Genomic DNA, 13,970 nt, shown 5'->3' with positions numbered 1-13,970 from the left:
ACTAACGGGAGGGTCCGACAGCGGACCCGTGTGCCGCCGGACTCACTTACGCGCGAAGTCCACCGCGTCGGGACGGACGACATCCGTGCAGCCGCGGCGCTCGGTGGCGTCGTCGACGTACGCCCGGAACAGGGCTTCCAGCCGGTCCGGAACTATTCGGTCGTACGGATAGGACAGCCACATCACATGCACGGCGGGCCGGCCGCCGCAGACGGACGACGCCCACCAGAGGCCACCGGAGTCCGTGCCCGCGTCGCCCGTCGCGAGCTCGGTCGGCTCCAGGATCTCGTTGCTCACGAGTCCCCGTGTCTCGTCGCCGACGTACGTATCGGTCTTCACCCACCAGGGGGAATACTTCAGAACGTCCCTCAACTGCTGAGGGTCCTCCTCGGTCTTCGCGTAACCCGGCCAGAGCCTGCGGGTCTCCTTCTCACCGACCACGAGCACACAGGCGTCATGGTCGCTCGCCTTTCCCGCCGGAGCGGCGAGGGTCCGGTCGGGGAGCTTTCCCCGGCCCTCGGCGGCGATGAAACGCCGGTACCAGGCGCAGGTGCCACCCGTGCTCGCCGGTGAGCCCAGGTCCAGCTTCGGCTCGGCCAGTGCGGCGGGCAGCTCGGGGAGGTCGGCTCTGCACCCCGTCCGTTCGGCGGCCCGGTCCACCGCCTGGCGCGCCAGACCGGCGAGCGTGCGGCGGTCCTCGGGCGTGACGGGCTCGTCGTACCGGGCGACGGTCGTGGCTTCCAGGGAGGAGACCGCGCCCCCCTTCTCGCACAACGCCCGGGCCGTCACCCGGTACTCGTCGTATTCGCCGAGCCTGCCGTCGCCCAGCGGGTGCGGGAGAGCATGGCGCACCACGACATCCGGCTCGTCGGCGTCGTAGCCGCTGCGGAACGGCCGGTCGGACTCACCGTCCACCTCGGTCCGGGTCTCCTCGGCGTCAGGGTCCGCGGAGTGGCGCTCGAGTGCCATGGAGAAGTGCCCGTACGTCGTCCCCGGATCGCCCACCCGGTAGACGAGACAGCCGCTGGAGGGCTCGTCGGTGGATATCTCGTGCTCGTCGTCGAGCTCGACCCGGTCGATCCCGCCGCCGTTCAGCCCGAGGACGGGGTCGGGGTCGATGAGGCCGCCGCACGCCGCCGTGATGTGATCCCGGCTCTCCCCCCGGTCACGGAGGTCGATGAACTCCATGACGAAGGCCCAGACACTCAGTCCGATACCGGCGACGGCGAGCACGCACAGCAGCTTGTTGAAGACGTTGCCCCAGGGCCCGCGGTCGGGCCACTCCCGTACGACGCCGTCCTGTTGCGCACTGCCCCGATCGTCCACCGTCGCCCCCCGTACGGTCCCTACGCCTACGATCGCCAAGCTATCAGCCGGTACCGACAGCCCCCTCGGCCGTGAACGCCTCGCCGTTGGCCGGTACGCCGACGCCCCGCCAGGTGAAGGGGATCCCCCGCGCCACGTCGAGATCCGGGTGGTCCATCAGCTGGAAGTGCACATGCGGCTCGGTCGAGTTGCCGGAGTTCCCGCAGCGTGCCAGCGTCTGCCCCTCCCGGACGGTGTCCCCCGCCTTCACCTGGAGGGAGCCGTTCCGGACGTGCGCGTACGCGGCGTACGTCCCGTCGCCGAGGTCGAGCACGACGTGGTTGCCGACGATCCTGTGGGCGCCGGTCATGTCACGTACGGAGGCCTCCACCAGCATCAGATACGCCAGGGCAGGGCCGGAGTTCCGGCTGAGGTGGTCGCGCTGGCCGTCGCTCGCGTGCACGACCGTGCCGTCCGCCACCGCGACGAGCGGGGCGTCGAAGGCCGGGAAGTCGCGGTTGGGCCGGGCGACGGGCCACAGCCACCGGAAGGGGGGACGGCCGCCCTCCTCCGGTTCGGCGACGATATCGATCGCGTACGTCTGCCCGTAGCCGTGGGTGCCGTGGCTGGGGACCTTGTCGGCCGGGCTGTTGACCGCTGTCCAGCGCCCGGTCACCGGCGGCCCCACCTCGACGGCCGGCCGGTCCTTCGCCAGGTCCTCGGCGCTGCGGCGGCCCATCAGGAGCCCGATGAGGATCGCGGCCGCCGCGGGCACGAAGGTCAGCCCGAAGGGCACCAGCGGCTCGGCGAAGAGGCCGGCCAGCACCAGCGCGACGAACACGAGCCAGCAGCAGCGGTAGGTGACCATCGCGGCCTTGCGTGCGGACATGAGGTCCCCCTCGGTCTCGGCGTACAGGTCTCAGGGCCGGGCGGCCGTGAGCACCACCAGCAGCGGCACCACCCGGGCGCCCGGCACCTCGTAACGCCCGCGGCCCGTCGTGTGCAGCCAGCCCGCGCCGGTCAGCAGGCGCAGATGGTGGTAGATCTGGCCGGTCGTGCCCGTGTCGTCGAGCTCGGCCAGTTCGGCGGCCGTGCGGCGGCCGCCGAGGACCTCGCGGAGCAGCCGCAGCCGGACCGGATGGCCCAGCGCCGCCAGGGGTTCGGCGGCTTCCGCCCAGTCGGGGCGGTCCTCATCCGTGCTCCCCAGGAGGCCCACGGTGAGCGCGCCGTACTGCCACTCGTACCGCTCGCCGGCCGGCAGCTTCACCGCGCCCGTGAACAGCACCCCGCCGTCCGCCGCCGCGTCCCCGACCTGGCCGAGCTGTTCCTTCAGCCCGTCCAGCGCCCAGAAGTCCCCGACGCCCAGCTCCGGCTTCTCGCTCCCGGCAGCCGACTCCAGCACCGCGAGGCGACGCTCCAGTTCGGCGACGCGCTCCTCCAGCTCCATGACTTCCACCTTACGTAATTACGTAATCTCAATCAACGGGTACGGCAGGAATGCCGAAGCCCCCGTCCGGTCGACCCGGACGGGGGCTTCGGTACAGGCAGAACCTAGGCGAACAGACCCGTCAGGGTCCCCTCGTGCGCGGTGCGCAGCTCGCTCAGCGGAATGCTGAACTCGCCCTGGATCTCGATCTCCTCGCCGTCCACGACACCGATCCGGGCGACGGGCAGTCCCCGCGCCCCGCACATGTCGTTGAAGCGGAGCTCCTCGCTGCGCGGGATCGAGACGACCGCGCGGCCGGCCGACTCCGAGAACAGGAAGGTGAACGCGTCCAGGCCGTCCGGGACGACCAGCCGGGCGCCCTTCCCGCCGCGCAGGCAGGACTCGGTGACCGCCTGGATCAGACCGCCGTCGGAGAGGTCGTGCGCCGCGTCGATCATGCCGTCGCGGGAGGCCGAGATCAGGATCTCGCCGAGCAGCTTCTCGCGGCCCAGGTCGACCTTCGGCGGCATGCCGCCGAGGTGCTGGTGGATGACCTCGGACCAGGCCGAGCCGCCGAACTCCTCACGGGTGTCGCCCAGGAGGTAGAGCAGCTGGCCCTCCTCGGCGAAGGCGACCGGCGTGCGCCGGGTGACGTCGTCGATCACACCGAGGACGGCCACGACCGGCGTCGGGTGGATCGCCGTCTCACCGGTCTGGTTGTACAGCGAGACGTTGCCGCCGGTGACCGGGGTTCCCAGCTCCAGGCAGCCGTCCGCGAGACCACGGGTGGCCTCGGCGAACTGCCACATGACGTCCGGGTCCTCGGGCGAACCGAAGTTCAGGCAGTCGGAGATGGCGAGCGGCTTGGCGCCGGACGCGGCCACGTTGCGGTAGGACTCGGCCAGCGCGAGCTGCGCGCCCGTGTACGGGTCGAGCTTGGCGTAACGGCCGTTGCCGTCGGTCGCCATGGCCACGCCCAGGTTCGACTTCTCGTCGATCCGGACCATGCCGGCGTCCTCGGGCATCGCGAGCACGGTGTTGCCCTGCACGAAGCGGTCGTACTGGTCGGTGATCCAGGACTTGGAGGCCTGGTTCGGGGAGCTGACCAGCTTGAGGACCTGCTCGCGCAGCTCCGCGCCGTTCGCCGGACGGGCCAGCGCACCGGCGTCGTCGGCCTGCAGCGCGTCCTGCCAGGAGGGGCGGGCGAACGGCCGGTGGTAGGTCGGACCCTCGTGGGCCACGGACCGCGGCGGTACGTCCACGATCTGCTCGCCGTGCCAGAAGATCTCCAGCTGCGTGCCCTCGGTCACCTCACCGATGACGGTGGCGATGACGTCCCACTTCTCGCAGATCTCCATGAAGCGGTCCACGTGCTGCGGCTCGACGATCGCGCACATGCGCTCCTGCGACTCGCTCATGAGGATCTCCTCGGGCGAGAGGGAGGAGTCGCGCAGCGGCACGGTGTCCAGCTCGACGCGCATACCGCCGGAGCCCGCGGAGGCCAGCTCGCTCGTGGCGCAGGAGAGCCCGGCGCCGCCGAGGTCCTGGATGCCCGCGACGAGCTTCTCCTTGAAGATCTCCAGGGTGCACTCGATGAGGAGCTTCTCCTGGAACGGGTCGCCGACCTGGACGGCGGGGCGCTTGGTGGGCTTGGTGTCGTCAAAGGTCTCCGAGGCCAGCACGGAGACTCCGCCGATGCCGTCGCCGCCGGTGCGGGCGCCGTAGAGGATCACCTTGTTGCCGGGACCGGAGGCCTGGGCGAGGTGGATGTCCTCGTGCTTCATCACGCCGATGCAGCCGGCGTTGACGAGCGGGTTGCCCTGGTAGCAGGCGTCGAAGACGACCTCGCCGCCGATGTTCGGCAGGCCGAGGCAGTTCCCGTAGCCGCCGATGCCCGCGACGATGCCCGGCAGGACCCGGCGGGTGTCGGGGTGGTCGGCCGCACCGAAGCGCAGCGGGTCGACGACCGCGATCGGCCGGGCGCCCATGGCCAGGATGTCGCGGACGATGCCGCCGACGCCGGTGGCCGCGCCCTGGTAGGGCTCGATGTACGAGGGGTGGTTGTGCGACTCGACCTTGAAGGTGACCGCGTAACCCTGGCCGACGTCGACCACACCGGCGTTCTCGCCGATGCCGACGAGCATCGCGTCGTTGGCGGGGACCTTCTCGCCGAACTGCTTGAGGTGGACCTTGCTGCTCTTGTACGAGCAGTGCTCGGACCACATCACGGAGTACATGGCGAGCTCGGCGCCGGTGGGACGGCGGCCCAGGATCTCGCGGATCCGGGCGTACTCGTCCTCCTTGAGGCCGAGCTCCTTCCAGGGCTGTCCGGCGTCCGGGGTTTCGGCCGCGTGCTTGACCGTGTCCAGGCTCATGCGTTGACCAGCTTCTTGATGATCGAGGTGAAGAAACCCAGACCGTCGGTGCGACCGGTACCGATCAGCGGCTCGACGGCGTGCTCCGGGTGCGGCATCAGACCGACGACGTTGCCCGCGGCGTTGGTGATGCCTGCGATGTCGCGCAGCGAGCCGTTCGGGTTGACGTCGGCGTAGCGGAAGGCGACGCGGCCCTCGGCCTCCAGCTCGTCGAGCGTGCGCTCGTCGGCGGTGTACCGGCCGTCCACGTTCTTCAGCGGGACGGAGATCTCCTGGCCCGCCGAGTAGTCCGTGGTCCAGGCGGTCTCCGCGTTCTCCACCCGCAGCTTCTGGTCGCGGCAGATGAAGTGGAGGTGGTTGTTGCGCAGCATCGCTCCGGGCAGCAGGTGTGCCTCGGTCAGGATCTGGAAACCGTTGCAGATACCGAGGACCGGCATGCCGGCCTTCGCCTGCTCGATGACGGTCTCCATCACCGGCGAGAAACGCGAGATGGCGCCGGCGCGCAGATAGTCGCCGTAACTGAATCCGCCCGCCAGGATGACCGCGTCGACCTGGTGGAGGTCCTTGTCGCGGTGCCAGAGGGATACGGGTTCTCCACCCGCGATCCGCACGGCCCGCAGGCTGTCCTGGTCGTCGAGCGTGCCGGGAAAAGTGACGACGCCGATACGGGTGGTCACTTCTCCTCCTCCACCTTGACGGTGAAGTCCTCGATGACGGTGTTGGCGAGGAAGGTCTCGGCGATCTCGTTAATACGGGCGAGGGCGGCATCGTCGACCGGCCCCTCGACCTCGAGCTCGAAACGCTTTCCCTGACGAACGTCCGCGATTCCGTCGAAGCCGAGACGGGGCAGTGCGCGCTGCACAGCCTGTCCCTGCGGGTCGAGGATCTCCGGCTTGAGCATGACGTCGACTACGACGCGTGCCACTGGCACTCCCGGTGGTGTGGTGCGGCTGTGTCTCCGAGGGGTTCCCCAGATCCCCGCGGGTCCTCTCAGCGTACCTGGCCTGAAATTCTACGCGGGTAGATATCGGGCGGCCCTGATCACGACGAGATATCGGAGGCGACAACAGCCGGGAAAAATCCTGGAAAAAATCTTCACCTGGATTGCATGCGGACACGCGGCGGCAACACGCGGACGCAATTGGCCGGGCTTCACAATGCGGCTCCCACCGCTGTACAAATGAATACCGGGGAAAGCACGATTGCCCCGGAACAGTCGACAGCCGTCGATCCGTATCCGCCCAGCCGCCGGAAGGCCGGCATCAGCGCATGTCACGCGCGACGATGCCGTAGGAAAGGACCGATATCCGTGGCTCAGCGCGTCGTGGTTACGCTCTCCGACGACATCGACGGGGGAGAAGCGGCGGAAACGGTCACCTTCGCCCTGGACGGGAAGTCGTACGAGATCGACCTCAATCCCGCCAATGCAAAGAAACTGCGTAAGTCGCTGGCCCCGTACGTCGCGGCAGGCCGAAAGCAGACAAATACCGGCAAGCGCGGCAAGGCTCCGGTGTCGTACCACCACACGTCGCTCGCGCCGGACCCCGCGGCCGTGCGCGCCTGGGCCCGCTCGCACCGGATGGAGGTACCGGCCCGCGGCCGGATCCCCAAGAAGGTCTACGAGGCGTTCAACGCGGCCAGTTGAGGCGGCGCCCGGAATGCTCCATTCCGCTCCGGCGTCCGCCGGACCCCGGAGCGACACCTCGGGGAGCCGACTTGCACAACACCCCTGCAGGTCGGCTAGAGTCTGGAGCACGCCGAAGGGCAAGGCCGAAGGGCCGGGTCCGACGCAGCGTGCGGGTGTAGTTCAGTAGTAGAACATCCCCCTTCCAGGGGGAAGGCGCAGTGTGCAATTCCTGTCACCCGCTCTGCACTGCCTTACCGGACCACTGAGTGGATCAGGTAGAGTAGTGAGCGCTCCACCGGTGAAAGCCGAGTGGCAGCAATGCGGACGTAGCTCAGTTGGTAGAGCGCAACCTTGCCAAGGTTGAGGTCGCCAGTTCGAACCTGGTCGTCCGCTCTTGATTCAAAGGCCCCGGTCGATATCGACCGGGGCCTTTGGCGTTTCCGGTTATCGGCGCATGACGTTTGTCATGGGCAACGGTGACAATGCGCACTGCTCGCGGCCGTGATCCTGCGGAAGTCTTGAGCGAGAGGTCCACGGGGAACAAGGGGGAGCGGAAACCGTGTGGGTACGGACACAGGTGCGCAGCTGGCAGCGGCGCGATGGATTCGACAAGATCGACCTCTACACGCGCGGGACCATGCACTCCATGGTCTGGGGGATGGTCGTGTGCGTGGCGCTCCTGTCGGTGACGCGCCCGGTCCGGCACTCGGACGCACCTGCCGCCCTGATCGCCGTCACGGTCCTGACCGTGATCGCGCAGGGCGTCTGCTCGGTGCCGTTGGTCTCCCGGGCCCTCGACGGTTACCTCGGCCGCAGGGGTGTCGAACGACGACTGATCGCCCTGGCGGCCGTCCTGTTCATCGTGAACGCGGCAAGCCTGCTGGCACTCGGCGGTTACGCCGGCACCGAGACCTACCCCGAGCTGCAGTTGGCCCTGGCGGCGGTGGCGTGGCCGTTCCTGACGCCGTTCGTCCTCGCCTTCCCGATGTGGGCGTCCAGTGTCTGCATCGCGGTGGTGACGGCCGGCATGAGCGGGGGCACCCTGCTGGCCGGGGGCACCGGCTCCTTCGCCCTGACCACCCTGACGGGGGTGGGCTTCGGCGGTCTGCTGATCTTTTCCACCGTGCGTCTCTCGGCCTGGACGCTCGGCATCATGCAGAAGCTCCGCGACGCCCAGGACGTCGAGACGCGGCTGGCGGTCGCCGAGGAGCGGCTGCGGTTCGGGCGGGACATGCATGACGTGCTGGGCCGGAATCTGGCGGTGATCGCGCTGAAGAGCGAGCTCGCGGTCGAGCTGGCGCAGCGCGGAAAGCCCGCCGCGACGGACCAGATGGTCGAGGTGCAGCGCATCGCCCGCGCCTCCCAGCAGGAGGTCCGGGACGTCGTACGGGGCTACCGGGAGGCCGATCTCCGTACTGAACTGCTCGGGGCCCAGGGGGTCTTGCGGGCGGCGGGGATCGAGTGCGCCGTCCACGGCGACGGCGGGCAGCTCCCCTCCGCCGTGCAGTCGGCGCTCGGCTGGGCCGTACGCGAGGCGGCCACCAACGTGCTGCGACACGGCGATCCGCAGCGGTGCGACATACGGCTGGAGACCGCGCGGGAGGGGGTCCGTCTGGTGGTGGAGAACGACGGCGTGACACCGGACAAGGCCGTCGTCCCCGGCGGCGGCTCAGGACTCCACGGGCTCCGGGAACGGCTTGCCGCGGTCGGCGGTTCGCTGGAGGCGGGACCGACCGGCGACGGACGGTTCCAGCTGACCGCGGCTGTCCCGCTGCCCTCGCCACGGAACACCGCACCCTCCCCGCTGGAGAAGAGATGACACCCGCACCGGACCCCGTCCGCGTCCTGCTCGCCGACGACGAGCACCTGATCCGGGGCGCGCTGGCCGCCCTCCTCGCCCTGGAGGACGACATCGTCCTGGTCGCCGAGGCGGCGACCGGGCCGGAGGCGCTCGCCATGGCGATGGCCCACCGGCCCGATGTGGCGGTCCTGGACCTGGAGATGCCGGGCGCCGACGGTGTGAAGGTCGCCACATCGCTGCGGACCGGACTTCCCGGCTGCAAGACCATGATCGTGACGAGCCACGGCCGGCCCGGGCACCTGAAACGCGCTCTGGAGGCGGGCGTCCGGGCTTTCGTCCCGAAGACGGTCAGCGCCCGGCGGCTCGCCGAGATAATCCGCACGGTGCACGCCGGAAACCGTTATGTGGACCCGGAGTTGGCGGCCGACGCCATCTCCGCCGGGGACTCCCCCCTGACCGCGCGGGAGGCGGAGGTGCTGGAGCTCGCGGCGGACGGTGCGCCGGTCGCTGAGATCGCGGAGCGGGCGTCGCTGTCGCAGGGCACCGTGCGCAACTACCTGTCCGCGGCCGTCTCCAAACTCGGGGCGGAGAACCGTCATGCGGCAGTGCGTCTCGCACGGCAGAGAGGTTGGGTATAGTAGGCACCGCGCTTCGGCGCACGCGGACGTAGCTCAGTTGGTAGAGCGCAACCTTGCCAAGGTTGAGGTCGCCAGTTCGAACCTGGTCGTCCGCTCCGCACAAGAAGGCCCCGGTCCTCGTGACCGGGGCCTTCTGCTGTCACACTCCCCGGGCCGGCCAGCTCGTGCCGGTCAGGAGCTCGTACGCGTCGATGTACTTGGCGCGGGTCGCGTCGACGATCTCCTGCGGCAGCGGCGGGGGCGGCTGCTCGCCGTGGCGGTCCCAGCCGGAGGCCGGTGAGGTCAGCCAGTCGCGCACGAACTGCTTGTCGTAGGAAGGCTGCGCCCTGCCCGGCTCCCAGCTCTCGGCCGGCCAGAAGCGGGAGGAGTCGGGCGTCAGCACCTCGTCCGCGAGGATCAGCTCCTCGCCGCCGTCCGCGGTCGGCGCGAAACCGAACTCGAACTTCGTGTCGGCGAGGATGATCCCGCGCTCACGGGCGATGTCCCGGGCACGTCCGTAGACGTCCAGCGTCGTCCGGCGCAGCACGGCCGCCGTCTCGGGGCCGACCTCGCGGGCGACCTCCTCGTACGACACGTTCTCGTCGTGATCGCCGACCGCGGCCTTCGTGGCCGGGGTGAAGATCGGCCCCGGGAGCTCGGAGCCGTCGACCAGGCCCTCGGGCAGACCGAGACCGCAGACGGTCCGCGTGGCGTTGTACTCCGTCAGACCGGAGCCCGTCAGATAGCCACGCGCCACGCACTCGACCGGGACCATCCGCAGCGAGCGGCAGATCAGGGTCCGGCCGGCCCAGTCGGCGGGGGCGCCGGGCGGAAGCTCCGTCGACAGCACATGGTTGGGGACGAGATCGGCGAGCTGGTCGAACCACCACAGCGACAGCTGGGTGAGCACACGGCCCTTGTCGGGGATCTCGGTGGGCAGGACCCAGTCGTACGCGGACATACGGTCACTGGCGACCATCACGAGGTCACCCGCCTCGTTCCGGTACAGGTCGCGCACCTTGCCGGTGTGCAGGTGGGTGAGCCCCGGCACCTGCACGGGCTCGGGCTTTTCTACGAAACCGGACACGCTGCCTCCGCGTAGGTTGATCCAGGAGTCGTTCCGATTGTCCCGCATGCCGGGGAGCCGCGCCGCCAGGGGTCGCACGGTGGACAGGGCGGGGCCGCGGAGGGACCGGAGCAGGAGCTCGCGGAGCGGACGGCCGACGGGTTCCGCTTCTCAGTCCCGCTTGCAGATCCGGTCGAGCAGGTTGGCCGTGGCCCGCTGGATACGGGAGTCGACGTGGCCCGGGCGGTCCAGGGCCGGGGACCAGGCGAAGGTGCCCGAGGCGAAGACGAGCGCGCCCGACGGGGCGCGGTACAGCGAGGTCTCCTGGTGCCGGGTGGCCCCCTCACCGTCGGCGTACGGGGAGTGCGCGAGCAGCATGCGGCTCTCGTGCTCGGGGAGCGCCGTACGCGGGAAGTAGCGGTCGGCCTCGCCGGCGACCAGCCCGTCGATCTCGTCGCCCTCGGACGCGCCGGTGGCCTCCCAGAGCCAGTGGCTCGCGTTCCGCACGACCAGCGGGTGCGGATCGGGGACCCGGCCCGCGTACTGGATGCCGAGCAGCTGCTGTTCGGGGCGGTCGACCTCACGCCACAGCGCGGGCTTTCCCGGCCCGCGGCGCTTGCGGCAGGTGAGCAGGCGGTCGGGAACACCGGAGGGGGACGGACCGAGGCCGACCTGCCAGTACATGGTGTTGGCCGAGAGGAAGACGAGCGAGGTGCCGGTGTCCCTGGCCAGCTCGGCGGTGCGGCGCATCGGCACCGACCAGTACTCGTCGTGGCCGGGGAAGACCAGGCCCCGGTAGCGGCTGGGGTCCACACGGCCTGCGTGCAGGTCGCGGGCGTCCGCGTACGCGAGGTCGTAGCCGTAACGCTCGGCCCAGCGGATGAAGTCGTAGGCGTGGCCGACGTGGAGGGGCAGCCCTGCGCCCGCGTAGGGGCGGTCGAAGGAGATGGTGACGGCGGCGTCCTCCTCGCCCAGCAGCCGGCCCCCCTCGTCCCACGCGTGGTAGAGGCTCGCGCCGGTGCGGCCGTCCTCCGGATAGAGGTTGTAGGCCTGCCAGGTGACGTCCGGGAGCAGGAGCAGCAGGTCCGCGGGGTGGTCGTCGCGGACCGTGAAGGGGACGTGCGAGCGGTGGCCGTCGGCGGTGGTGAGCACGGCGACGTACGCCCCGACCGACCAGTAGCTGGGGATCTGCAGCCGCCAGGAGAGCCACCAGTGATGGCAGGAGACCGTCCGCTCGGCGGTCAGCGGTGCCGGCTGGACGATGCCGGAGAGACGCGGGCTGGTGGTGATCTTGGCGGCGCCGTCGCCCGCGTAGTGCCCGATGCGGTAGACGTCGACGGAGAACTGCTGGGGCGGGTCCACCGTGATGTGGAAGTCGATCGCCTCGCCGGGTGCCGCGGCGCCGGGGGACACGAACCCCTTGATCTGCTGGTGCACGTCGTCGGCCGTCCGCGTGCCGCCGCCGGTACCGCCGCGGCCGAGCTCGGGGTCGGCGTACCAGGGGACGACCTGGCCGGTGTCGTCGAAGTAGTTCTCGCTGCCTCGCAGCCAGGGCAGCGGGCCCTGCCCGAAGGGGTCGCTCACGGCATGCGCGAGGGCACCCGATTCCCATCGCCGGATCTGCTCCGCCCCCATCCCGCTCCCCTCCCTCGTCCCCCGACATGTCTGCCGCGCCGGGTCCCGGCGCCGCACCCCAGCACATCACATAACGCACGCACTCCGTTACCGTTCGTCGCGAATTGACGCGGCCGGAGCCCGATCTTCCGGGTATCGGGGGCATACTTCGGGCATTTCTTCACCTAAGTGGACGGACGACCGTTCAACTCAGGCGGGCCGTCGGCCCCGGCGCACCTCTCAGCCCAGGCGTACGGGCTTGTCGGTGCGCACCCCTACCGCCGTGAGCCAGGAGAGCAGCGGCTCCGCGTCCCCGTCCTCGACGAGGCTGGAGACGGGGGCGCCGAGGTCCGACCTGCGGCCGCCGTCGACCAGCAGCGCGGGGCCGTCGAGCCAGTCGAGGCCGGGCGCGGCCCCCGCCGTGTCCACGGCGGCGCAGCAGACCATCGCCACGACGTGGTCGGCGAGCAGCTCCGTGCCCGTACGGGGCGGCTGGAGGGGGAAGAGCGGGAGCGGGACGGGCCCCCAGAGGTCGAGGGGGCCGGTGTCGGCCCCGGCCTGCGTGCCGTCGTCCGGGGAGCTGCTCCCGCCGGTCCGGGGACGCGGGGCCGCCTTCTCCTCGTCGCGGGCGACCGCGGCGCCGATCCCGGCCGCGAGGGCCTCGCTGTCCGCGCCCGGTGTGGCGAGGTGGTCGATCACACGCGCCAGCGTGGGCACCGCCGAGCCGTGGGCCGCCGCGTCCGGGGCCCCCACGGAGACGCTGGTGGCCACTCCCATGGCGTCGAGCACCCGGTGCAGGCGGGCAGCCTCCGTACGCCATTTCCGGTCCACCACCTCTTCCGGATACTGCTGCCAGTCGACCGGGGACCAGCCCGGCCCGGGCTCGGCCGGCCCCCCGTGGAAGAGCCGGGCGGCCAGCAGGGAGGCCGCCTCGTCGGCCGCACCGGGCTCCTCGATGAGATCGCAGGCGGGGCGCTCCCCCAGCCGGGAGGTGAAGTCCTCCGCCAGCCGGTCGCGCCGGGAGAGCTCGGTGAGCGCGGAGACGACACCGGCGTCGAGCCGCGAGGGCCAGCGCCCCATCCGCCAGGCGGGCAGCGCGACCCGGGTCAGCAGCCGGTCCCAGCCCGCGTAGGCCAGGCCCACCTGCTCCTGGGCGACGATCCGCAGCCCGTAGTCCACCTCCTGGGCGCGGCCCGAAGCGGCGGCGGCGACGCAGCGCTCCATCTCCGCCGCGTGACCGCGACAGCCGCGCAGCAGCACCCTGGCGATCCACCCCACGAAGGCCGCGGGAATCCTGCGTACGCGCCCCTGCCCGGGCAGGGTGGCGTCCGCGACCGCGGCGTCCAGGCCGCGGACGAAACGGCGGGCGGCGGCTATGTCCGGGTGGGCGGACGGCCCGGTGCCCGCGACCACCGGGGCGAGAACCGCCCGGAGCTCGGCCACCCTCATCCACCACAGGAAGGGGGAGCCGATCACCAGCACGGGCGCCGCCGGGACCCGGCGGCCACGCCGGGACCCCGCCGGCCCCTTCGGCTGTGCGGCGGGGTGCGTACGGTCCTCCAGCCAGCTGTCGCAGTCGGGGGTCAGCGCTATGGCCGACGGCGCCGGGACGTCGAGGCGGTCGGCGAGGTCCCTGACCAGCCGGTAGAGATCGGGGGCCGCCGCCTCGGTGAGAGGCACGGTCGGGCTGACCGCCGGCCTGGCACGCGCCACCGCGACGGCGACCGCCGCGGCGACCAGCAGGACCACGACGGCGCAGGCCGCCACCGCCCAGCTGACCGTGGACCACACGCCCGGCCCGATGCGCCCCTGGGCGACCGCGACGAGCAGCACGACGGCCGCGGCCGCGGGCAGGATCGCCAGGGCCGTGGCTCTGCTGCGGATGCGCAGCAGAGCCACGGCCCTGGCCCGCGCTGCGTGCGCACCCAGCTCCTCAACCGAACCGGTACCGGACACGACTGGACGTCACCCCCTCTGCCCCCGCGACGGTAGTGGTCACTCCCCCACTGTGGCACCCGTCACCGACATCGCAATGCCGGTGGGCCAAGTGCCGGAATGCTTGCGCCGCACCCTAGTTGGGGCCCCGTCGGGCGTCATCCGGATGGCCGAGCCGTCACCCGATGGAATGGCTTTGGGTAA

At 71.0% G+C, this 13,970-nt stretch carries 12 protein-coding genes and 3 tRNA genes; 6 read left to right on the top strand and 9 right to left on the bottom strand.

Annotated elements, in window-relative coordinates:
• Nucleotides 1–42 precede the first annotated feature (42 nt).
• From OG379_RS20635 to purS, 6 genes are all read right to left on the bottom strand, one after another.
• The gene (locus OG379_RS20635) at nucleotides 43–1,326 is read right to left on the bottom strand and encodes a hypothetical protein (RefSeq protein ID WP_405664647.1); all 1,284 of its coding nucleotides are present in this window, start codon (nucleotides 1,324–1,326) and stop codon (nucleotides 43–45) included.
• A 43-nt stretch (nucleotides 1,327–1,369) separates the two neighbouring features.
• The gene (locus OG379_RS20630; protein WP_405664646.1) at nucleotides 1,370–2,194 is read right to left on the bottom strand and encodes a M23 family metallopeptidase; all 825 of its coding nucleotides are present in this window, start codon (nucleotides 2,192–2,194) and stop codon (nucleotides 1,370–1,372) included.
• Between the two features lie 30 nt (nucleotides 2,195–2,224).
• On the bottom strand, nucleotides 2,225–2,752 hold the full coding sequence (locus OG379_RS20625) for an ArsR/SmtB family transcription factor (protein WP_405664645.1): 528 nt from the start codon (nucleotides 2,750–2,752) through the stop codon (nucleotides 2,225–2,227).
• 104 nt (nucleotides 2,753–2,856) lie between these two features.
• A complete protein-coding gene (purL, locus tag OG379_RS20620; protein ID WP_393766231.1) occupies nucleotides 2,857–5,106 on the bottom strand; it encodes a phosphoribosylformylglycinamidine synthase subunit PurL in 2,250 nt (749 codons plus the stop codon).
• Nucleotides 5,103–5,783 (bottom strand): phosphoribosylformylglycinamidine synthase subunit PurQ, encoded by a 681-nt coding sequence (gene purQ, locus OG379_RS20615; protein WP_104787613.1) that lies wholly within the window; start codon nucleotides 5,781–5,783, stop codon nucleotides 5,103–5,105. The genes purL and purQ overlap by 4 nt, the downstream gene beginning before the upstream one ends.
• Complete coding sequence (gene purS / locus OG379_RS20610; RefSeq protein WP_099173088.1) at nucleotides 5,780–6,031, bottom strand: phosphoribosylformylglycinamidine synthase subunit PurS; 252 nt, start codon at nucleotides 6,029–6,031, stop codon at nucleotides 5,780–5,782. Before purS ends, purQ begins: the two co-directional genes overlap by 4 nt.
• A gap of 384 nt (nucleotides 6,032–6,415) precedes the next feature.
• Between purS and OG379_RS20605 the strand changes: the two genes are divergently transcribed.
• The 6 genes from OG379_RS20605 (at nucleotide 6,416) to OG379_RS20580 (ending at nucleotide 9,267) form a co-directional block, all read left to right on the top strand.
• Nucleotides 6,416–6,751 carry an Lsr2 family protein gene (locus OG379_RS20605; RefSeq protein WP_393766233.1) on the top strand — a complete coding sequence of 112 codons (336 nt, stop codon included), beginning with the start codon at nucleotides 6,416–6,418 and terminating at the stop codon, nucleotides 6,749–6,751.
• A gap of 151 nt (nucleotides 6,752–6,902) precedes the next feature.
• Nucleotides 6,903–6,974 (top strand) — tRNA-Gly (locus OG379_RS20600).
• 79 nt (nucleotides 6,975–7,053) lie between these two features.
• A tRNA-Gly gene (locus OG379_RS20595) sits at nucleotides 7,054–7,126 on the top strand.
• A 166-nt stretch (nucleotides 7,127–7,292) separates the two neighbouring features.
• On the top strand, nucleotides 7,293–8,552 hold the full coding sequence (locus OG379_RS20590) for a sensor histidine kinase (RefSeq protein ID WP_405664644.1): 1,260 nt from the start codon (nucleotides 7,293–7,295) through the stop codon (nucleotides 8,550–8,552).
• The gene (locus tag OG379_RS20585; RefSeq protein WP_393766235.1) at nucleotides 8,549–9,172 is read left to right on the top strand and encodes a response regulator; all 624 of its coding nucleotides are present in this window, start codon (nucleotides 8,549–8,551) and stop codon (nucleotides 9,170–9,172) included. The genes OG379_RS20590 and OG379_RS20585 overlap by 4 nt, the downstream gene beginning before the upstream one ends.
• A gap of 22 nt (nucleotides 9,173–9,194) precedes the next feature.
• Nucleotides 9,195–9,267 (top strand) — tRNA-Gly (locus tag OG379_RS20580).
• A 44-nt stretch (nucleotides 9,268–9,311) separates the two neighbouring features.
• Here the strand turns inward: OG379_RS20580 and OG379_RS20575 are convergent.
• The 3 genes from OG379_RS20575 to OG379_RS20565 form a co-directional block, all read right to left on the bottom strand.
• Nucleotides 9,312–10,238 (bottom strand): phosphoribosylaminoimidazolesuccinocarboxamide synthase, encoded by a 927-nt coding sequence (locus OG379_RS20575; RefSeq protein WP_393766236.1) that lies wholly within the window; start codon nucleotides 10,236–10,238, stop codon nucleotides 9,312–9,314.
• A gap of 150 nt (nucleotides 10,239–10,388) precedes the next feature.
• Nucleotides 10,389–11,852: a N,N-dimethylformamidase beta subunit family domain-containing protein gene (locus OG379_RS20570; RefSeq protein ID WP_405664643.1), complete on the bottom strand. Its 1,464-nt coding sequence runs from the start codon at nucleotides 11,850–11,852 to the stop codon at nucleotides 10,389–10,391.
• A 219-nt stretch (nucleotides 11,853–12,071) separates the two neighbouring features.
• Nucleotides 12,072–13,787, bottom strand: coding sequence for a hypothetical protein (locus tag OG379_RS20565; protein WP_405664642.1), 1,716 nt, complete (start codon nucleotides 13,785–13,787; stop codon nucleotides 12,072–12,074).
• Nucleotides 13,788–13,970: the final 183 nt, after the last annotated feature.

It is taken from the genome of Streptomyces sp. NBC_01166 (genome assembly GCF_045039765.1).
Taxonomy (GTDB): Bacteria; Actinomycetota; Actinomycetes; order Streptomycetales; family Streptomycetaceae; genus Streptomyces.
The sequence above is the reverse complement of the archived record's forward strand: the minus strand, read 5'-3'. Positions and strand labels throughout refer to the sequence as shown.